The 20,670-nt window shown below is 37.6% G+C and carries 17 protein-coding genes; 6 read left to right on the forward strand and 11 right to left on the reverse strand.

Going from position 1 to position 20,670, the window contains the following annotated elements:
* Window positions 1-461: 461 nt before the first annotated feature.
* Window positions 462-3,626 (reverse strand): beta-galactosidase, LacZ type, encoded by a 3,165-nt coding sequence (gene lacZ / locus ACZZZI_RS22620; protein WP_463491655.1) that lies wholly within the window; start codon window positions 3,624-3,626, stop codon window positions 462-464.
* An 850-nt stretch (window positions 3,627-4,476) separates the two neighbouring features.
* On the opposite strand from lacZ, the gene ACZZZI_RS22625 reads away from it, so the two are divergent.
* The 4 genes from ACZZZI_RS22625 to ACZZZI_RS22640 all read left to right on the forward strand — a co-directional run bounded on the left by ACZZZI_RS22625 (window position 4,477) and on the right by ACZZZI_RS22640 (window position 8,297).
* Window positions 4,477-5,364, forward strand: coding sequence for a helix-turn-helix transcriptional regulator (locus tag ACZZZI_RS22625; protein WP_463491657.1), 888 nt, complete (start codon window positions 4,477-4,479; stop codon window positions 5,362-5,364).
* 76 nt (window positions 5,365-5,440) lie between these two features.
* Window positions 5,441-5,971, forward strand: a complete 531-nt coding sequence (locus ACZZZI_RS22630; RefSeq protein ID WP_463491659.1) for a DinB family protein — start codon at window positions 5,441-5,443, stop codon at window positions 5,969-5,971.
* A gap of 790 nt (window positions 5,972-6,761) precedes the next feature.
* Window positions 6,762-7,184 carry a hypothetical protein gene (locus tag ACZZZI_RS22635; protein ID WP_463491661.1) on the forward strand — a complete coding sequence of 141 codons (423 nt, stop codon included), beginning with the start codon at window positions 6,762-6,764 and terminating at the stop codon, window positions 7,182-7,184.
* Window positions 7,185-7,193: 9 nt separating this feature from the next.
* On the forward strand, window positions 7,194-8,297 hold the full coding sequence (locus ACZZZI_RS22640) for a hypothetical protein (RefSeq protein ID WP_463491663.1): 1,104 nt from the start codon (window positions 7,194-7,196) through the stop codon (window positions 8,295-8,297).
* Between the two features lie 89 nt (window positions 8,298-8,386).
* Here the strand turns inward: ACZZZI_RS22640 and ACZZZI_RS22645 are convergent, their stop codons facing one another.
* The 10 genes from ACZZZI_RS22645 to ACZZZI_RS22690 form a co-directional block, all read right to left on the reverse strand.
* Entirely contained in the window at window positions 8,387-8,575 is a 189-nt protein-coding gene (locus ACZZZI_RS22645) for a cold-shock protein (protein ID WP_463491665.1), read from the reverse strand.
* A gap of 997 nt (window positions 8,576-9,572) precedes the next feature.
* On the reverse strand, window positions 9,573-10,634 hold the full coding sequence (locus tag ACZZZI_RS22650; protein ID WP_463491667.1) for a DUF932 domain-containing protein: 1,062 nt from the start codon (window positions 10,632-10,634) through the stop codon (window positions 9,573-9,575).
* Window positions 10,624-10,818: a hypothetical protein gene (locus ACZZZI_RS22655; protein ID WP_463491669.1), complete on the reverse strand. Its 195-nt coding sequence runs from the start codon at window positions 10,816-10,818 to the stop codon at window positions 10,624-10,626. Before ACZZZI_RS22655 ends, ACZZZI_RS22650 begins: the two co-directional genes overlap by 11 nt.
* A gap of 186 nt (window positions 10,819-11,004) precedes the next feature.
* Entirely contained in the window at window positions 11,005-11,547 is a 543-nt protein-coding gene (locus ACZZZI_RS22660) for a hypothetical protein (RefSeq protein ID WP_463491671.1), read from the reverse strand.
* A gap of 446 nt (window positions 11,548-11,993) precedes the next feature.
* The gene (locus ACZZZI_RS22665) at window positions 11,994-12,449 is read right to left on the reverse strand and encodes a JAB domain-containing protein (RefSeq protein WP_463491673.1); all 456 of its coding nucleotides are present in this window, start codon (window positions 12,447-12,449) and stop codon (window positions 11,994-11,996) included.
* A gap of 182 nt (window positions 12,450-12,631) precedes the next feature.
* Window positions 12,632-12,946 carry a hypothetical protein gene (locus ACZZZI_RS22670; protein WP_463491675.1) on the reverse strand — a complete coding sequence of 105 codons (315 nt, stop codon included), beginning with the start codon at window positions 12,944-12,946 and terminating at the stop codon, window positions 12,632-12,634.
* Between the two features lie 701 nt (window positions 12,947-13,647).
* Window positions 13,648-14,073 (reverse strand): DUF6591 domain-containing protein, encoded by a 426-nt coding sequence (locus ACZZZI_RS22675; protein ID WP_463491677.1) that lies wholly within the window; start codon window positions 14,071-14,073, stop codon window positions 13,648-13,650.
* Window positions 14,074-14,857: 784 nt separating this feature from the next.
* Window positions 14,858-15,760 (reverse strand): aromatic alcohol reductase, encoded by a 903-nt coding sequence (locus ACZZZI_RS22680; RefSeq protein ID WP_463491679.1) that lies wholly within the window; start codon window positions 15,758-15,760, stop codon window positions 14,858-14,860.
* Window positions 15,761-15,840: 80 nt separating this feature from the next.
* Complete coding sequence (locus tag ACZZZI_RS22685; RefSeq protein WP_463491681.1) at window positions 15,841-16,767, reverse strand: helix-turn-helix domain-containing protein; 927 nt, start codon at window positions 16,765-16,767, stop codon at window positions 15,841-15,843.
* Window positions 16,768-17,407: 640 nt separating this feature from the next.
* Window positions 17,408-17,860 carry an Lrp/AsnC family transcriptional regulator gene (locus ACZZZI_RS22690; protein ID WP_463491683.1) on the reverse strand — a complete coding sequence of 151 codons (453 nt, stop codon included), beginning with the start codon at window positions 17,858-17,860 and terminating at the stop codon, window positions 17,408-17,410.
* Window positions 17,861-17,981: 121 nt separating this feature from the next.
* Between ACZZZI_RS22690 and rocD the strand changes: the two genes are divergently transcribed.
* Together rocD and rocF are read left to right on the forward strand one after the other, a co-directional pair.
* Window positions 17,982-19,223 (forward strand): ornithine--oxo-acid transaminase, encoded by a 1,242-nt coding sequence (rocD, locus tag ACZZZI_RS22695; RefSeq protein WP_463491685.1) that lies wholly within the window; start codon window positions 17,982-17,984, stop codon window positions 19,221-19,223.
* Between the two features lie 2 nt (window positions 19,224-19,225).
* Window positions 19,226-20,182 (forward strand): arginase, encoded by a 957-nt coding sequence (gene rocF / locus ACZZZI_RS22700; protein ID WP_463491687.1) that lies wholly within the window; start codon window positions 19,226-19,228, stop codon window positions 20,180-20,182.
* Window positions 20,183-20,670 lie beyond the last annotated feature (488 nt).

The following is a 20,670-nucleotide window of genomic DNA, read 5'->3' on the forward strand; positions in this document are numbered from 1 at the left end:
TTTTCCAGTCCAGTTCCCGTTTAACATCATTCGTTTCTTTCTAATTTAGTTTTAGCAGCCCACGGGATCTAAAGGAAACAAACCTCAAGAAAATAGAAAAACCAGCATATTTTAATTGTTGTTAAAGTTACTTTTTAAATTGAACAAACTATTTTCCAACCATATGTTCCTAATGACGGTTCTTCAATAGTAATACATCTGTAAAGATTTAACCGAACCATTATTTTTACTCGGATTTTTATGACATGTAGTGGCCAGTTGATCCTACCAGGCTGCGGGCCAACGCATTCAGCCTGTATGCGAGGCTTACTTTTGGGAACAGGCCTGGTGGGATAACGTCAATAAAATTCAGTTTTAATGAGTTCGCTATTTTGCGTTAAAACCTTAATCCAAATTATTACCTAATACCCAGCATTCGCGTTGGAAACAAAGTTTTTCGGATAGGCACTAACGAAATAGTATTATTTAATGGGTTTGATATAATAGGTATACCTATAATTTTTAAAAGGTATTTGATATTGGATTAAGGGCATTGATCCCCAGCTGTCTATCCCCTGCACACCCAACTGTTGCATATCCATGTGCACATAAATCTGATTCCGTTTAACCAGCTCACCTGAGTGATATTGTTTTTTCTCAGGTTCAGGATCTAAATCTTCTACAGAATAAGGCAATGCATTAAAACTCAACAACTGATCTGCGACTTCGAAACGTAACCCTTTGCCTGCGCTATTGGTAAAAGCAACCCAACGGACATCAGTTTTATTTCCACTTTCTTGCGGACGGGCATAAGCAAAATACTGATCAAGAATTGTTGATTTATAAATACCAATCAAAGAGGCCGTTTTCCGATCAACATAGTTTTCGCCTGGTCCACGGCCATACCATTGAATGTTGCTGTAATCGTTTTTCAACTGCAGATCGTTACCAATACGCATTAAACTTTTGTATTTTCCCCTTAGCGCTTTAAATTGATTGCTTACCTTAATTGTTCCATCAGCCAATACATTAAATTCTTGTGTGGTTTCGGCATCACCTTTAAGCAAAGATGATTCAACGGTTAAAGTAAAACTCTCAGCCGTTGCATTTACAGTAGATTTTATATTGGAGGAGGGATTATCTTGATAAACATTGCGCCACATGCGTAATCTGGTATTTAAACCAGCGCCAATATCATTATCGGTTGGTGCACGGTAAAACCCAGGCTGCGGACCAGAAGCCAATAACTCATGGCCTTTTGATACATAACTCATCATTGTCCCCTTGGTTAAATCGAAAGTTATGGCGAAATCGCTTCCTTTAACAATTGCTTTTTCGGCTGTTTGTTCAACTTTTATTACCTTTTTGTTAGCTGTATGAACATTAAGTAATGGTGTTCCAGCAAGCGCAATCTGCTCGTAAGCTATCTCATAACCTTTTTCTAAAAATGGCTCAGGCGTTTTTAATCGATAATGAACATTTAAAAAATATTCTTTACCAGCTGTATAGCTTGTTTTAAATGGAAGAGCTATAGTCTGTGTTTTGCGCGGTGAAATGTTAAGATTTGAAACCACTCCACTTTGAATTATTTTACCATCTTCTATCACTTCCCAGTTAAGCTGCAAATTGCTAATGTCTTTAAAGAAATAGCTATTATTTACATTGATCTGATTGGTACCATTAAATGCTGTTTTGATATATTTATGGACTTTCTTTAATTCAACGGCCATTGGCGTCATATCACGATATGCGGTAACCACACCTTTCACGCAGAAATTGTTATCACTAAAATTTTCATCAACAGGACCACTTAATGGAAAATCGCCGCCATATGCCATAATACGTTTGCCGTTTTTTACCGTATCGATAGATTGATCAATCCATTCCCAAACAAAACCACCCTGAAGTTTAGGATTATTTTCAATCGTATCCCAATACTCTTTATAATTACCCAAACTGTTGCCCATAATGTGCGCAAATTCGCTCATAATAAACGGACGGGTTTCTTTTTGCTGATTTGAGTAGAAGGCCAAATAATTTGGTGATGGATACTGCGGAACGATGATATCGGTATTGAAATCTTTCTCCGCTCTTTCGTACTGTACCGGGCGTAAATCTTTTGCCTTAAGCCACTGATAAGCCTCGTAAAAGTTAACGCCATTACCAGCCTCGTTTCCTAACGACCAGGTAATTATGGAGACATGGTTTTTATCACGTTCGTACATCCTGGTAACGCGCTCAAGATGAGCGTTTCTCCATGATTTATCGTTGGCGAAAGTGGTTTCTAAACTGTAATAACGTCCGTGCGATTCGATATTGGCTTCGTCTATCACGTATAAGCCATATTCATCGCATAGCTCCATCCAATAAGGATCTGGCGGGTAGTGAGAGTGACGAACAGCGTTTACATTTAGCTTTTTCATCATTTCCATATCTTTTTCCATATCAGTATGGGTTAAAGTATGTCCTTGTGTGGCGTTATGCTCGTGCCTGTTTACGCCTTTTAAAAAGATGCGTTTACCATTAACCAACAAATCACTTCCTTTAATTTCTACGGAACGGAAGCCGACACGCTGGGGGATTATCTCAATTATTTGACTGTTTTTATCTTTTAAGGTAATGTACAGTGTATACAAATAAGGAATTTCTGCTGACCAGGTTCTTACCCCGCTGATCTGAGTTTTAAAGGAAAGACTGGTTTTATAATTACCCAGCACGTTTTGAAGCGAAGTTTCATGCTTCCAAACCTTATTGCCTTTAGCATCCACGAGATCAATTGCTACATAGAAACTATCGGGACGGCTGTGGTTAGTGTGTTGATCTATCCTGTAATTTTCTACTGCTAAATCAACATTTAATAATCCGTTGGTGTAAGTAGCATCGAGATTACCAAATATTTTGTAATCGCGGATATCCAGTTTTGGGGTGGAATAAAGATAAACTTCTCGTTCGATGCCAGAAATGCGCCACATATCCTGGCATTCTAAATAACTACCATCGCTCCACCTATAAACCTGCAGCGCAATGGTATTTTCGCCGGTTTTAACAAATTTGGTGATATCAAATTCGGCAGCCAGCTTGCTGTCTTCGCTATAACCAACTTTTTTGCCATTCACCCAGATGTAGAAGGCCGATTTAACAGCGCCTAAACTGATGAACACCTGTCTTCCATCCCAGCTGGCTGGAATATTGATTTTCTTTCGGTAAGAACCTACTGGATTATTGTCTGCAGGGATGTCGAAAGGCGGGTTCATTTTAGCCCCAGTTAACTGCCGGCCTGCAAATTCGTAAGGTTGATTTACGTATATAGGCAGACCGTAGCCATTCATTTCCCAGTTGGCTGGGACTTTAAAATTATCCCAGGTTTTATCGTCGAAATCTGCTTTATAAAAATCTGTAGGCCTTTTGCGTGGATCTTTGACCCAGTTAAACTTCCAAGTACCATTCAAAGATAAAAAGTATGATGATTTTTCTTTGTCTCTCTTATTTGCTAAAGCCTGATTTTCAAAAGCAAAACCAAATGCACGCATGGGCAAACGATTAAGTGAAACCACTTCTGGTGTTTGCAGTTCAGAAGGCAGATCCTGCGCGCTTATTTGCCCAGCAATAAAGAATAATGTGATTAAAATGATTAAATTTCGCTTCATTTTGTCTATATCATTTTGGTTTGTTGATACAAATTAATAATGATTAGTGTATAGAAAGAGTTTTTTTTTTGCGCAAACGTTTGAGTTTTAAAAATGTTACGGGGTTGAGTAGGTCCCTCATTAACAACAAGAAAGAAACGAGATCAGTTACCTCGTACTGCATGAATGCCTTAAACATCTAATTTCTAAAATATTTTAAGTATTAGGGAGCGTACCGGGAAAATTTCAATCTAACTGCCGCGATTGCGGTCTATATAATCTCTGGTAATCAACTAAGAATTGTAATTTAATAAACCACGAATGAGGTACTAATTTTTGCAGAAAAACAAACGCAAAGCGGATAGATCAATTAAACTAGAAGAGCTTCTTGACTGATTTAGGCGAAGTCTGATCTACAGCATTGTCCTTATGTGTGTTTTATTAGGCCTTAACATTATCTTTTCCTGAGTAGTACATTTCAATCTAAAATTTTTGTTTTGTAGACTGAAGCGTTAAAAAAATAAGGTCAATGATAATTTACTTTGCCTTTTGCCAAAACACCTTAATGGGAAACTTTGAAACTTGACATTTTAATTTATATTATTGAATCTTCCAAATTATAAAATTCAAATTACCAAGAACTCATTATCAAAACCTAAATTCATTCGATTATTTAAAAGGTTTGTTAGAATCATTAACTGAAGATTCAATTCTATCAAGCTATGTATAATATCATGACTCAAGTATTCCAAATCATTCCTTATTATCAAAGAATGAGAAAAATTTGGTAACTAATACGTGAAGTGTAAATTCGCACTACATAAATTCATTAGTATTAAAAGTCAAATTAGGCAATTGATATTCATATCTATTGAAATACTTAGAACATTTGTATATGTTATTTGAATATAAAGAAACCCTCACGTTACAGAATACGGGTAGGAACTTAAATATCATCTGGTATAATTCAGATGTAGCAACGATTAATTCCAAGATTATATTAGAGCAAAACTTGTTTAGTTTTTTACTTGAAGGAAGTAAGACCGTTCAATATGCAGGAAATAAGCTAACAATAAACCCAAATCAATTTTTCCTTCTTTCTGCCGGCAATTGCTTGATGAGCGAGAAAACCTCTACCCCTAATGGCAGATACAGAAGCATTTTGTTTTTTTTCGACAGCGAAATATTGGCAGACTTCTTAATACGTCATCCTATGCCAATCAAGGCTTTTAAACATAGACAGAATGAAGAACCTTTTCTTGTATTTGAGAAGGATGCTTTTCTAAATAACTTTATAGACTCTTTAGACCTAATTTTGGCCGCTGGTCAATCATTATCTCAAGAACTACAACTCGTGAAACTTGAAGAATTGCTTATTTATATTAGCAACTGTTATCCTGAAGTTCTTAAGAAGCTTCATTTGAATGGTTATGATTCAGCACAGGATGTTTTGATCCGCCAAGTTGTAACAGCCAATATCTATAACGTTATTACCGTTGAGGAATTAGCGTTTCTATCTTACATGACGCTGTCAACGTTTAAACGTCAATTCGCAAGAATATACGGTAAATCACCAAGAAAATGGTTTCAGGATAAACGGATGCAAAAAGCTGCCCAAATACTTAAGACCAGTAATGTCAACCTAAGCGAAATATACATGGAACTCGGTTATCAGAATTTATCTAGCTTCATTCAGTCGTTTAAACAGATTTATGGAACGACCCCTAAGCAATTTCGGCTAAGCAGTTTGAACGCCTAGCCAAACTTTTTGAACGTCTATGCTACCCGTGCCCTGAATTTCTCCCCTTAACTTTGATGTACATATACAAAGAAAAATGACAACATTATCAAAGCGTAAAGAAAACAGCAGTACAGAACTTAAATTTTATTTTCTCGAGCTGGCCAAATTTAATAATTGGGCAGACAGCCATGTTATTAATTGGCTTACTGAAATCACAGATGAACAATGGAACAAAGCCGCTATAAGCAGTTTTGGAAGCATTAGAGATACAGCTATACATATTGTCAGTGCAAAAAAAATATGGTTGGACTTCTGGACAAACGCTACCAACCCCGTATACCTTTCGTTTGAATTTAAAGGAACCAGAATAGAACTAATAGACATTTGGAAGACAATTTCTGCTCAGCTCAAATATTTTATTGAAAATTATCCCATGGAGAACTATACAAATCAGATAGGTGTAAAAAAACCAAATGGAGAACTAAGCAAAATGGAATTTAGGAAAACATTTCCACACATGATCAATCATTCTACGTATCATCGAGGGCAACTGGTAACTCTATTACGTCAGTCAGGCTTTTCGAATTTATCTAATACTGACCTTTATACCTACTATAGCAATTAATAATATTTTAGAAAATAGAAACTTAATTGATGAAAGACGTTTTAAGAACCCTCGTAATGAGGTTAGCTGAACAAATAGCATTAAAAAATATATCTTGCTAAAGTAACATTTCTCAATTACGCATTATTAAAAACATTATAAAAAGGGGTGGAATAATGATAATGGTTTACGTTAAACTAAAGAATTTTTGGAACTTCCAATGCTACAGCAATGTTGTTTTAAGCTCATGCTAACCATACCGATGAAATTATTCTTCCTGAGTTCAACTTGGAGGGGGTTTCTTCAACCTAACGGTGTACCATATCGTGGCTTTAAGCGCTCAGTATTTGCGCTGAGTAGGCTAATTTGTCTTGAATTGCGATTCTCATTTTATCAAAGTTTTTTTTGAGTTTGATCACACAATACTTCCCCATCAAATGCTGATCATTAATAGATAAGCTCATGAGTTTTAATAACAAAAGGACGAATTAGCAAAGCTTTATAGGAGATATAATTAATGGTTGTCAAAATAATCTCGGGTTCTGAAAAGATTTAGCATGAATTCATTTTATATAAAAGAGCTAAGATATCTGGCAACTGGGTTTTCCCACCTTAACACCGATGTGATCCCTTGCGGTCCGTAGCTCCGATAAAGCACAGGGTTTTCTTAAGAATCAGGATATTTTATGAAATAAAATATAAATTTTTTTTGAAATTTGAGTTTAGTTGAAATATTAACTAACTTTCTTACACATTAACAAACTGTAAACTAATGATTTGACATACATAAACAATTTAAATTTCACTCTCAATGAAACATTTCAAAATTATGCCGTCTGCATTACTGACAGGCGAACTTGACGATCTGGGTACAGATTTGTTAAATTTTAATTCCTATCTGTTGACCGTTGCCTTCAGGGAAAACGAATACTGTTTATTATCTACATTGCAATTGCGTTTCGACAGCAAGTCAGAATGGAAAATCGTAACAAACAGTCTTGGATCCTATACCGGTGAGATAACGGTAGAACTCGGTGTCTTTGATCCTGAAAGTGTGCTTCAATTATTTTGGGAAATCAATGCGCCACTCACTAAAATTTCGGCCATTGCCATGTATGTGATTAACAAAGACACAAAAAAAGCAAAAAAAGTAAAACCTGTCTCGGGGGTGCACAGCATTGAAAAGGGTGGCGACTGGACTGATGAGCAACTGGATATTACGTTGAACTTCTAGCCCTATATTATGAAAAAGATAGTTTTCATCGGCTTGCTACTGTCGATATGTAATAGCATTTATGCGCAAACAGCTAAGGAGGATTTCAAAGAATCTGTAAAAGCCAGCAGCCCAAGGTTCTTAAATGATATGAGTTCCAATAATTTATCACAAAGTCAGTTGTTCAAAGAGGTCTCACCAACTGGCTATGATTTATTCAATGCAAACATTAGCTTTTCTGATAAAGATCAGGTTCAGAAAATTGGTTTTTCACCTTTAAAACTGAAGCCGAAATATTTGGGGGCATTCTCCAACCTACGATTGAATTTGACGAATAAATCCGGGCAATTAACCTCAGGTCTGAGTATCGGGTATGATAATACTGCCTATGAATCTCAAAGGGTCCAGGGATTATTTGATGAATTTAGCAAAGCAGTTACCGCGCTTCAGCTGCCCGTGCGTGGAGCGAATGAAAAGATTGAGGCTTTTAAGACCCGAACCAAAGCGTATAATGACAGTCTGGCACAGCTGGCTTCCGAATTTGATGACAAGCGGCTAAATCACATCATTAAATTTTCAGGAGGATATAATGCCCAACTTTTTTCAATATTAAAAAGTAAGTCCAGTGACAGCGATTTTGACAGCCTGAACCATTATGCATTTAAGGGTCATAATTTATTTGTAAACGGAAGTTATGGTTATAAGGCGGGATGTCTAACAATTGAGGGAGCGGCAAATTACTTTAACAAACGTAAGTCCGCTGACGAAACCCAGACCAGGAATGGTTATCTCGGTTACTCACTCGGAGTTACAAAACGAGTAGCAATATTAATGCGCCGGGAACAATTAGTCAAAAACGAAAACTACATAAAGAATCGTTTTATACCCTCTGTTTATATCGGATTTTCGTATGAACAGTCAGACTACAATGGTACAGACTATAGGTTTGCTGAGGACAATGCTAGGAGTATCAGGGTATACATGCCCTACCTTGATGTGGCGGTCAGTCCTAGTGCGCAGTTCAGACTTTCCTTGCCGATAAAGAATATTGATGAATATGCCAAAGATACCAATGGACAAAATATAGGAACGGTGTTTTCGTTCAGTTACAAATTAATTAACCTGGCCAATTGAATTTTATCTAGGTAAACTGTAATGCCTGATTCGGCAGGTTTATATTATAATGCGCACACTGGCGGCGGAAATAATGCCGCCAGAACTTTTTAAAGCACCCTTACTTTAACCGCATTAAGGCCTTTTTTGCCTTCTTGCACTTCATATTCCACCTGATCGTTTTCTCGGATTTCGTCAATCAGGCCTGATGCGTGAACAAAAATTTCTTCACCATTTTCTGCTTTAATAAATCCAAATCCTTTTTCTGAGTTAAAAAATTTTACTGTACCGTTTTTCATAATGACTTTAAGTTTTGATAAAAGTACGAATTCAGTCTTAAATAGCAACGTTTGATTAGTCCCTAATCAAAACGAAAGGTTTTATCTATAATTGAAGTAGATTGTTTTATGTCAACCCAAGACTGTGCGAAAAAATACGCTCCCGCATGTAGCAAGATTTGTTTTCTGCAAAGTGTTTGAGTTCTAGTCTTTCTGGGCATCGAATTGTTGAGAAGTTAGCTACTCAACATGTCCGCAGTCCTTTAAGGGGAAAGAAAAATCAGGAGTGGCGATCACTTGAGGAACGTATCCGAAAAAATGGTGCTGATTAGTAAGTTTGACTATCTGCTTTTAATATCATTGAGGATTGGTGTGTAAACTTATTAAAACGGGCAATTCCTTAGCCTTCAAATACATTTATTTGTCTCTACTATGGCTTAATTTTGAGAATGCAACTTGAAAAAATATTAATGGTCCCATAAATCAGTTTCTGGCATTAAGTAGAACAGTCTTAAATTTTTGATAAGTTTCATTCATCCTTGCTTCCAATTTTTTCAGAAACTTAGATTTACATTTGCTCCACATAGTATAGAGCATAAATTGTTAATGCATTATTTAAACAAGTTTTTATCCATCAGAATTGTGGCAAATCAGAATGCATTGACCGAAGAGATGGCTTGAATAAAACTAAACACGTTGGTATTAAAGTAAAACAAGGACTTCTGTTTTGAGGTAGAGACTTTAAAGGGACGATCAAACGTATAGAATCTGCGGGATTTTGTTTGATGGCGAACTAATCAGCTTTGCTACAGGGATGAAAATGGTTTTTTTTCCTAAAACATAGAATTGTGCCTTAGTCAGATGTAAATTCCCATTCCACCCAAATTTAGGTTTCAAAAAACTAGATCGGTTAAGACCTTAAGTCAGCGCTATTGTAAGTTTGTTTGAGAAGATGCCAGCAGATTATGCGCGGAGCGCGACCAGAATGATTTCAAGAAAGAGGCTCTAGGCCTCATTCTTAATTAAACAAATTGCCACCCGATTTCGCGAATGCTTCACAAAGTTCAAATGCTGTTTGCCCACGTTGCATGCCTGTTCCATACATGATGCTTTTTAATTTATATTCATCATTAGCAAATTTGCGTACATTCTGAAAATAGCCTGTTACGGCGTTGTAGGCACCAAACAAACTTCCTTTAGTGGTTTCCAGCCGTTGCGATGGTGCGGCCTGTGCATATTGATAAACATCCTCGACCATAGTCAGATAATGGCTGGAAAGCTGATGGAATTTTTCCTGTTTAAGGCTTAGCAAAGTATCCTTTCCGGGCGACATAGCAGTTTCTATTAATTTTCTTACCTGTTTATCATCTATGCGAATTTTTGCCCACTGATTATATAACTGTTCCATTTCATCGGCCAATCTGCTGGTAATTCCCATTAACTGGTGCGCCTGTTGTAACCTTTCAACAGCGCTGGAGGTATGCCTAATTTTGACACTGTTTTGCTGGTTTTTACAAGCCGCATTGAGCGTATTCTGACATACGATTCTCACTGGCGTAAATGCAGCGGTAATGCTGCCGTAACCATCATGTGAGGTGGTTAAGAAAATATATTGCTCAATTAGATCATTCCTCCCGACCTTTATACATTCTGGTAATTTAGCAGTAATAAAAATCCTTTCACCCTTTCCCAATGCTCCTGCGGTCTCATATTTCACACCTTTGTCTGCGCTTGCAATACTATCAAAAAATGAAAAAGCATCCTTGTTTTGTACAATTTGATAATCTTTTCCCACAACACCTAAAACCTCCTGTGTATCTGTTCTAAGGGTTGCGAAGAAATTAGGGGCTATCAGGTCGGCTTGACCTGCTCCTGACTGTGTGTGAATGTCAAAATTATCATTATCCAAGGTAAAAAGCGGCCTTTTCTCTACAGTGTAATCTAATCCTGCAAAGCTAATGGCCTCGCTACTGGTGGGATAATCTTCAACGATTATCCCCAGGTTATGCCAAGGCTTTTCCTTAACGGAGAAAAAGCTATGCCTTTGGCTATTTTGGTTGTAATTTAGGTTATGCGCCATGATTGTTGTGTTTATGGTTTGTAGTTTTGGTGGTCAGTATTTCGGCATGGATGACTTTTACGTTCGGAGTGTCAGTCATTAGAAATCTTGAGGTCGACTCCATTTCCTGCAGGGTCTGGTCAATAAGGGCATGGGTAGAATTTACCTCGATGCGGACAATAAAAAATAATTCCTGTGTTTTCATGTTATTTAATTATGATAATGGTTTAAAAATTTCTGGTAGTGAAAATTGAAAGATTTTCTTCCAGCTGTTTTCTGCATGGCTTTTTTCCAGTACTTTTTGTTGGGTAGTTCAAAAAAAGTGGTACGCTTTAAGATCAGTTTGAATTTTATCCCCCCGCCTCGATGGCTTGGAGGGTAAATGGATTGATTACCCAGGAATCGTAATTTCCGCCTCTATTTCTGCTAAACGGTTTGTACAAAGATCCCGTACGAACTTCGCCACAGCTTTAATAATTACGGGGTTCTTAGTGGAGAATTTGTTGCGTTTATCGTCTGTTATTTCGATCTCACAACCCTGATAATAATTGGATGTGGTATCTTCGGCTTCTTCTTTTTGCTCGATTTCGAATTTATCGAGGTTATCAATGGTGTGAACGAGCCTGCCGCGTTGAACCATTCGGCGGTGCAACTCTTCTACCAATTTCAGCGTTCCCTCTAAGTTTAGGGCAGGCTTTTCTGCAAGTGCTTTCATTGCTACATTCTCCGCTTGTTGTGCTGCGGTCTGTGCAACCGCAGCCATTGACTTTCCCCTGCCTGTTTCCTCTTTTTTAGGGTCATCGTTTACGGCTGTTTTATTTTCCGTGTTTAGATTTACCTTTCCTGCCATGGGCTGATAAAATGGATTTTTAGCGCCTTTGATATCTATAAATTCTGCATTTGCGTTTGGGGTGTTGATATTTTGATTTTTCATGATTTTGGATTTTGAATTATTATTAAAAACTTGTTCAATGATCTCCTCTGATTGAAGGGTAATTTTTCCAGTGCGCTCCGCAATTGCGGAGGGAACCGGATCGGTGGGCTTCTCATCTTTAATGGGCACATATCTTAACTATTAATTATTCGATCCAGTCGGCAGGAGCCTCCTGGCTTTTTGTTAAGCCACCTCACCTTGATACAATCCAGGTTGCAAGGCAAGACTTTGCGAAAAAAAATACGCTCCCGAAGGGAGGAAGGTTATTTTTCTGCAAACCCGTCAGGGCATGGTCTTTCCGGCAATCGGATTGTTCAGAAATTTGCTACTCAAAATGCCTATGGGAAATGAATTGAGGTCAGCACAGGAAGAAAAGAAAGGGGAAGAAGAAAAAATGAACAAAAAATAAGCTCCTATGGATATTTCCACGGAGCTTTAAAATTTAATCAGATAAGACCTTCATCCCTGAAGCTGAAGTATTTGTCGGTACTAACGATTAGGTGATCCAGTATTTTAATATCGAGCAGTTCTCCGACTTCCAAAAGTCTTTTGGTAAGTTTAACATCAGCATCACTGGGATCTGTTTCCCCGGATGGATGATTGTGGTAGAGAATGATATTACTTGAGCATGCTTTAAGTGCTATGGCGAATATAACTTTCACGTCTACTATAGTCGCTGATATGCCGCCCTGAGAGATATTAACAATCCCTAAAACCCGATTACGCCTGTTTAGCAGTAAAATTTTAAATTCTTCGAGAAGCTCAATTTTATCCTGATTCCAGTTATCTAAAATAATCTGGTAAGCGAGGTTTGAGCTGTCGATCTGTGGCCGGAGTGCAGACTTAAATTTTGGTTTGTAGCTGATTTCGATTTCGGCAAGCTGATAGAATGAATTTTCCATAATATTTTGATTTAATTATGGAGCCTCGGTTGGTTTGGGTTCCGCCAAAGCGAATGAAGCAACGGAATAAATAGGATGCAGTGCAGAGGCCACAGGCGGGTTTATGCCGGAATTTCATGCGCATGCCGGAAAGCAAACCTAAATTTGATCCTAAATAAATGCAAATAATGAAATAAAAAAACCTACGCCTGCAGGTTAATTCGCTCTAATAGGGCCATTTTCCAAGGCATATAACCTAACCTAGCACAAAGTTCATTAACAGAATATTCAATACCGGAGGGCACATCATTGACTACGCGAAAGCGAATTTTAAATTTTGGGTTATAGCTGAGGTAAACGATCGGGTCATCAGTTGAAAAACCGCTGCCCGAAAGCCTTTTAAGATAAACCTGCTGAAGTTTCTTTGCGGCGCGCTCCAAGCGTTCATTCATGATTTTTGCCTGGCTTTTTTGAGGGACAAAATCAGTTTTCAGAATTGCTAAAACGCTAACGACCACAGCACAAATATAAATTTGAAAACGGAATTAACAAGAGGATAATAGTAAGACGTTGAATTCCAACAATTTTCTTTTTCACAACATAAAGCTATAAGCTAGCAATTTCATTGAGGAAATATTTTTTGTTATATTAGATTTGCAGCTATGTCCAGGCCTTACAAGATCAATAACCTTTTCGAAAACACAGATACTTTGCTTATAGAGCTTAGTGGGTTTGACCTGCCAAAATCTCAAGAGGCTTTCATGGGCAACCACTGGCTGTTATATGATAAGATTTCAGAGGGAATGATCAAGCTCTGGTTACGTTCGGTGGACTCATCCTCAGAAATTGAGGAGTGTTATTTCGAGCAGGGTTATCTTAAATTTAATAAGACCGAGGCTACATATATTGAAAAGTTCAATTCCGCTCAACACAAACTATACAGGAAAAGTGAACTACAGATAAGTGAACAAATAGTCGATTTTATAGAGAACTATTTTAAGACCTTTTAGAAATATCAGGCTATAGCGAACCGTGAATTATGTATCTATTCCTTTTGAATAATAATTTACCATTTGAAAATTTTCTCCAAAAGAACAAAAGCTTAATTTAGGAACTTCTGTTCTTTTAAATCTCTGTAAGCGGTTTAATCCTCAAATTCAATAGTTCACCAAAAGCACCATCAAATTAAACTTTTTCCTCACGTTCATGGTTACGTGGCTTATCGGGCCGCTTCAATCATTTTATTTTGAATTTTCATGAATTTTGCAAGCTGTTTAGCTGTCAGTTCTCCTTTAACCTCAGCTAATTTTTTATGTACAGGTTCTGCTTTAGTCATAAGTTCTACCGCATCTAACATCGCTGTTTGGTCCCCAGCTTTAGCTTTCTTCATGTATTTGATGTAATCATCCATATACTCTGCATATTCATCAATGGCTTGATCTAAGTCATTATTGTTTGATACTGTTTCTGTTTGGCCCTCTTCTACGTCTTCCGATTTGATTGGATCAAGTTCAGGATGGAGGTTAACTGTGGTGTCGGGTTTTGAATCACTGAACTCAACATCCGCTGTTTCGGTTTCTTTTTCTTTTGAAGCTGAACACGATACTACAAATGCACAGGCGATTACATAAAAAATTCTTTTCATAATAATTGATAATTGTTGAGCTTCCCGATCTCTAAGAGGCGTTAAAATTGAAGAAGTGTGAGACCATTAACTTAGTGGTTAAACGCTTCTTATAATGGTGTTCAAACCTAAATACATTAGATGGATTTAAATTACGGGTAACCGTAAACCTCAAATATATTTAAATCCCAGCGCACGACGAATCTTTATACGATCCAACATAATTTATCTGACTTTTTGTTTTTAACGGCCTCAAAGAATCCACAAAACAATATATTGATCGCTTAAATTTATTGTCAATGAACCCATCCACCCTAAAGCTAAAAACACGAATATGATTGAGTTGTCTGAGTATTATGCAAGTAAAATATGAACTATGTGCACGCTTGATGGCGGTAATAACAGATAATCTAATGAAGTAATAGCACAGTCGGGTTTTTAGCTGTAAGGAGACATTTGATTGGGAGGTTACACCTCATTATTGCTGTGAAAGATGGGAATGGAAAGATCTCAGCATTGTCTAATAATTAATGCCTGGTTACTGTTTGATCCAGGCATTAAGCATTTCATTATTTCTTATCTAGATACTAAAATCAATAATATTGAATGTTATCATTACCTTAAGCAAGGTCTAATATAAGTCTGATGACAAGGCCGAAAAATTACTATTATTCCTCAGTTTTTCAAAATCAGTAACCACTCAGTATACCACGGATTTATATGATCTTGTTTTCGAGTGTTTCAACCGCTTCTGTCAACTGCAATTCACCAGAATTTAGATGAACTTTCGCAAAAATTCTGAAGTCTATTTAGCTGAAATATTCAGTTTAGCCCACTCTACAATTCCAGTTGTTGGGATATTGTTGAGGTAGTTAAATGTCTCGCCCATTGGCCAAGACACGCCAGGATGTGTAAATACTAACCGATAACGATTGAATATGTCATCTGGCTCATCATTTAGCTTTTTTACAAGATAGGAGCGGTCCCATAAAGTACGCTCAAATTTCTCCTCAAACAAGCCTTCCATCTTATCTGCTATTTCTTGAAAGGTTACCGTATCGCCAGAAACAAACACAACATGGTCCAGTATTTCTGGTTGATGGAATAAAACCTCAACAGTAACCGCGCCGATATCTTCGCACGTAGTCAAGGTTAATGAATGTTCCCAGTCACCTAACGCATGTATGACCTTTTCAGACAAGTTAATAACACCAAAGTCTTCACGAAACAAGAAGCTTGTGATCATTCCTGTAGATACAATAATCCAATGTGTTTTAGTTTGCGCACGCAGCAGATCCCGAACATCCAGCTGTTCATCAAAAACTGGCTGCGCACTGCCGCGGCCGATCTGATCGTAATCAGCTCCAAATTGCCAAGGCACATATCTTCCTACTCCAGCCTGCAAGACAGCTTTTGTGATCTTTACCTGCATACCTGCTCCAATTGAAAATCCACTGCAACATATGACCGTATCATATTTTCTAAAAATGCCTGCCAGATTTTCAATGCTTTCAGAGACCAAATCAACAGCTTCTGTTAAAAGACCATCATACATTAAATGTGGGGGCCTTTCATTTGCGGCATTCGAGGGCTGAACTAATGCTCCAACAATAAACCGTTGTGAGCTTGTTGCCATAAATTTGTAGAGACTGTCTAACATCGCAATTCCTACCTCCCCAGTACCGATAACTAAAAATGATTTTTCCATAGTCGTATTTTTTCTTACAAAGCTATGGTGGACAAGGAACTACTTAATTGCAAAGAAACGACTTAAAGTTGCAAAAAAAGCTATAGTTTTCTATATTCAATGGGCGTGAATCCAGTTAGTTTTTTATAGAAGTTTTGGAAATGAGAGGTCTCGCGAAAATGCATGCACCACGCAATCTCCTTGACACTCAAATTAGTATGTTTCAGGAGCACACTTGCTTCCTCTATGATCCTTTCCTGAATTATGATTTGCGTCGTCTTGCCCCTCGAAGTTTTTAATATTCGATTAAGATTGTTGACGGTGGTGTTCAGTAGCCCGGCATAATAGGAAGGAGATTTACTTTCAAGTAACTTACCCCTATTAATGTTAAAGAAAGCATCTTCAAGCATTTTCATAAAACTTCCTTCCAGGCTTTCCTCGCTTGTTGTTTTAGATTTATAAAATTTCTCATCCAATTTCTGCACAAAGTGAATAATATCCAAAATCCGGTTTCTGATTAATTGTTCCCTATACGGGTAGACTGATATGTGCTCATTTAGAATTTGTTCAAACAAGATCAGCAAATCACCATATTGGACGTCGGATAATGGCTTAATGTAGAGGTCTCTGCTTTGGAAGATAGGGAGTGTAGCTAAACTGAACTGACTCATGCCCCTGAGAAACGTCTCGTTAAGGACACAATATTGTCCTTCAAATTGATCATCATTTGTTTTAAATGAAAATCTTGAGAAGGAGTCACTAAAGATGATATTGTATCCCGAGATTGGGATTTGTGCCAACTTTGATTCGTAAATTGCATTTCCACTGACAAGGGCAATCTTATAAAAAGGTTTCCTTTGTAGCCGTTCACAAGCTGAAAGGTCTTTTTGGAGATCGCTCCACAATAAAAAATCAAAATGTCCTAGGAAGCCATCTACAGGAGTAGCGTGGCTTTCAACGTAGTGATCATAAAATTTATTAATCTCCGAATTAATCATCCTAAATGAGGTTACTGCAATCCATAACAAAGATACCTTTTAACACCTGAAAGATTGTTATTTCAATGCAAGAGTGGTGAGCACACACGTCTGAATATGAGTAGTCCGATTTGAGTAGGTGTTGTGCGTGAAGTGCAATTCATATTAAAAACGCCAAATTTCCTGTGGGCCCGTGAATCATTATGTATAATTCAGCGCTAGCTGTTAGGCCTGATGCAGTTACAAAATAACTATTAGGAATAGTTTGGTAAAATCTTACAATGCCCTATTTACAACTTAATATCCTGAGAAATGTGCGCTAGACTTGCCTTCACTCAAAAAGTCTCCAAGTCCACCTACTATATTCGGAAGATTGAGCTCACTAAGAAGTTCCTTCCAAATTAGTGGAAACTTTGTTTTCATAGATTGGCCTGATCTATCGTAAAATCACTTTCTTCCTGATGCCATAGAATGCCTTCTAAATTACGGCCTTATCACCAAGTTTTGCTTGTAAAACTACAGGCGATTGCCGAAATAAAGCATGCCCATTTTTATTATCGATCATAAATCCCGAAAAATCTCTGCGTCAGAAACATGCCTATGTGAGTCCCGGATCAGCTTTTGTGAAAACCCGATTGCTCACATCTCACTCTATGATAGAGCTCACTTATGTAATCTAGTGAGACCTTACCTAGTCAATGTTTACATTTCGTTTAAATGCACATCCTAGTTCAATAATGGAATCTGTTTTGATAATCCCTGGGATGGAATCGATTTTATTGTAAAGAACCTCCCGCATATGCTCATGATCCCGGGCCACAATTTTTACGAAAAGCGTATATCTACCCGAAATAAAATAGCATTCAGTCACCTCTTTAACTTCATATAAGGCTTCAATTACCCTTGCTGAATCGTAATCTTTATCCAGGGTAAGGCCAGTGAAACTTCCCCAGTCAAAACCCATTTTCTTCTCATTTAATATAGGCTTAATCCCTGTCAGAACACCGCTATCCAATAATTTAGAAAATCGTTGATGAACCATTGTATTTGAAACGCCGAGTGAAAGCGCAACTGTTGAGAAAGCTATTCGGCCGTCTTTTTCCAAACGCTTAAGCAATTCAAGGTCAAATTTATCCAAAACCATCTAATCATTAGAGTTAAAAAACAATATTTAATTTAAAAACCATCAAAAATAAACAATACTAATCTAGTATTGATGGAAAAGTTTAAATCTAATAGTTTTGTTTATCAAACTAGCAATTAATATGGCCGAAATAAGCGAAGCATACATTGAAAGAGAACTATTATTTGGGGCCCATAATTACCATCCTTTGCCGGTTGTCTTAGAAAAAGGATGTGAAATAATGGTCTGGGATGTAGAAGGCAACCTTTATTATGATTTTTTATCTGCTTACTCTGCAGTCAACCAGGGTCACTGTCACCCAAAAATAATTAATGCATTGATTGAGCAGGCCCAAAAGCTAACCTTAACTTCCAGAGCTTTTTATAATAATAAGCTTGGCCTTCTTGAAGAGCAGCTATCAAAAACTTTCGGGTTTAATAAAGTTCTGCTGATGAACTCTGGCGCGGAAGCAGTGGAAACGGCAATTAAACTTTGCAGAAAATGGGCCTATAAAAGAAAGAAAATACCCGAAGGCATGGCCAGAATAGCGTTTGCCTCCAATAACTTTCATGGCAGGACTATAGCTATCATATCGGGGTCCAGTGACCAAAGTGCAAAGAATGGTTTTGGCCCGCTATTAGATGGCATTGTACAGGTTCCATACGATAATATTGATGACTTGGAAAACTTACTGCAATCAGACCCTTATATTGCCGGTTTCCTTATTGAACCAATCCAGGGTGAAGCTGGAGTGATTATTCCAGATGAGGATTATCTTGCCAATGTTTACAGGATTTGCAAACATTATGGCGTATTATATATAGCAGACGAAATCCAGACCGGCATGGGAAGGACTGGCAAGTTGATGGCGTCTTATGATGTGGAAACGCTGGAGAACAGACCCGACATGATCATCCTTGGTAAGGCACTCTCTGGTGGTGTGTTACCGGTATCTGCCGTTCTAGCTGATGATGAGGTTATGTTGACGATTAAGGCTGGGGAACATGGCTCAACTTTTGGCGGGAACCCTTTAGGGGCAGCAGTTGCAGAGGTAGCTTTACAGGTGATTCTGGAGGAGAATATGCCAGATAACGCGGCTTCTATGGGCATGCTTTTTCGGGATGGATTGCTGCATATAGCCAAATCCAACAGAATTATTAAACAGGTTAGAGGAAAAGGGCTCCTAAACGCCATAGAAATCGATTGCGATGAAGATTCGGGGCTGGGGTGGGAAATCTGTTTAACTTTAATGAAGGGCGGATTACTGGCTAAACCGACTCATGGTAACAAAATACGATTGGCGCCACCATTAATTATTTCAAAGGCGCAAGTGCAAGCGAGCCTTAAAATTATTTCTGAGTCGTTGGAAAACTTCAAATTATAGAAATGGGAAAAGTAATAAAACTGATTAAAAACAGATCTGACATTGGTGCAGGAACTCGTGGTTCAGATTTGGGAATTGATGCGATTGAAATTGCAGCAATCAACAAAGGGAGCGAATATTTCAATCAATATGCATTTTTGGATGTAAAGACCCACAATGAATCCATCTATAATAAAGACAGGAATGCATTTGCAAAAAGGATTGCACAAGTCCTTAAGCAATGTGAAAGAGTTGCAAAAGTTGTTGCAAATACTTTGAAAAGTGATCAATTCCCTATTGTTCTATCTGGCGATCATTCTTCCGCCTTGGGTACAATCAGCGGAATCAGAATGGCCAACCTGGATGGAGATTTGGGCGTTGTCTGGATTGACGCCCATGCAGATATTCATTCGCCGTTTACCTCCCCTTCCGGCAATATCCATGGCATGCCACTGGCCGCAGCACTAGGAAAAGACAATAAGAAAAATCAGATTAATAACCTTCCAGAGGAAACAATTAAGCTATGGAACAAAATGAAGGAAATTGGGCTGAAAGAAACTAAAATTATTGCTGGTAATCTGGTTTATTTTGGTTTAAGAGATATGGAACATGCTGAACTGGCATTGATAAAACAAGAGTCAATCCGAAATTTTTCTGTTGAAGAAATTAGGTATCTTGGTATTGAGACGTGCGTAGAGGAGGCATTAAAAAGGCTGAATCATTGCACAAAAATTTACATCTCTTTTGATGTAGACAGTATGGATAGCGATAGAATATCTGACGGGACAGGTACACCAGTGCCCAAAGGTTTCGATGTTTCGGAAATTCTCAAGATAATGGAGCGGCTTCTGGCATCAAAAAAAGTAGTATGTTTTGAAATCGTGGAAGTTAATCCACTGTTAGACAGAAAAGGCAATAAGATGGCTGAAGCGGCATTCGAAGTGCTGCAACAATCAACCGATTATATTCTGAATTGTTAATACTTTTCTTCACAATAGTGAGTGAACGACGCTTTGATTTATCCGCTATTTTGGAGGATAAAAAGTTAACATGCTCAAGATATCATGATCAAACTGATTAAACTTATTAGCTAAATCAATGGCAACCTGTCGTTGCCTGATGATGATAACAAATAAGTACATAATAACCCAGTAAAAAAATATGCTTTTTCGACAAATCAAGTCAAACCTATTGTGAATATAATTTTCGGGTTTAAGCACGAGGCTGGATAGGGTTAAAATTATCGATCGCAGAAATGCCAAGGAGTAAAATAAAATTTCGCACTAAAAATTTACGCTTTTTCATCCAAAAGGATTCAAAAACTAATTAAACAATCATTAAATGCTACAAAAGCTATTGAATAGTGAAGGAATACTTGCTGATGTTTAATAGTGAACGGTAGTAGCATGGAATTTACAACCTTTAATATAAACTGCCCATTATGAATCAAATTGCCTATCTGGATAAT

Source organism: Pedobacter sp. AC190 (genome assembly GCF_979258025.1).

What these genes read in the sequence shown, in the direction of transcription:
- lacZ (WP_463491655.1), bottom strand. Translation starts at nt 3,626, where the DNA reads ATGAAGCGAAATTTAATCATTTTAATCACATTATTCTTTATTGCTGGG.
- ACZZZI_RS22630 (WP_463491659.1), top strand. Translation starts at nt 5,441, where the DNA reads ATGACAACATTATCAAAGCGTAAAGAAAACAGCAGTACAGAACTTAAA.
- ACZZZI_RS22635 (WP_463491661.1), top strand. Translation starts at nt 6,762, where the DNA reads ATGAAACATTTCAAAATTATGCCGTCTGCATTACTGACAGGCGAACTT.
- ACZZZI_RS22640 (WP_463491663.1), top strand. Translation starts at nt 7,194, where the DNA reads ATGAAAAAGATAGTTTTCATCGGCTTGCTACTGTCGATATGTAATAGC.
- ACZZZI_RS22645 (WP_463491665.1), bottom strand. Translation starts at nt 8,575, where the DNA reads ATGAAAAACGGTACAGTAAAATTTTTTAACTCAGAAAAAGGATTTGGA.
- ACZZZI_RS22650 (WP_463491667.1), bottom strand. Translation starts at nt 10,634, where the DNA reads ATGGCGCATAACCTAAATTACAACCAAAATAGCCAAAGGCATAGCTTT.
- ACZZZI_RS22655 (WP_463491669.1), bottom strand. Translation starts at nt 10,818, where the DNA reads ATGAAAACACAGGAATTATTTTTTATTGTCCGCATCGAGGTAAATTCT.
- ACZZZI_RS22660 (WP_463491671.1), bottom strand. Translation starts at nt 11,547, where the DNA reads ATGAAAAATCAAAATATCAACACCCCAAACGCAAATGCAGAATTTATA.
- ACZZZI_RS22665 (WP_463491673.1), bottom strand. Translation starts at nt 12,449, where the DNA reads ATGGAAAATTCATTCTATCAGCTTGCCGAAATCGAAATCAGCTACAAA.
- ACZZZI_RS22675 (WP_463491677.1), bottom strand. Translation starts at nt 14,073, where the DNA reads ATGAAAAGAATTTTTTATGTAATCGCCTGTGCATTTGTAGTATCGTGT.
- ACZZZI_RS22680 (WP_463491679.1), bottom strand. Translation starts at nt 15,760, where the DNA reads ATGGAAAAATCATTTTTAGTTATCGGTACTGGGGAGGTAGGAATTGCG.
- ACZZZI_RS22690 (WP_463491683.1), bottom strand. Translation starts at nt 17,860, where the DNA reads ATGGTTTTGGATAAATTTGACCTTGAATTGCTTAAGCGTTTGGAAAAA.
- rocD (WP_463491685.1), top strand. Translation starts at nt 17,982, where the DNA reads ATGGCCGAAATAAGCGAAGCATACATTGAAAGAGAACTATTATTTGGG.
- rocF (WP_463491687.1), top strand. Translation starts at nt 19,226, where the DNA reads ATGGGAAAAGTAATAAAACTGATTAAAAACAGATCTGACATTGGTGCA.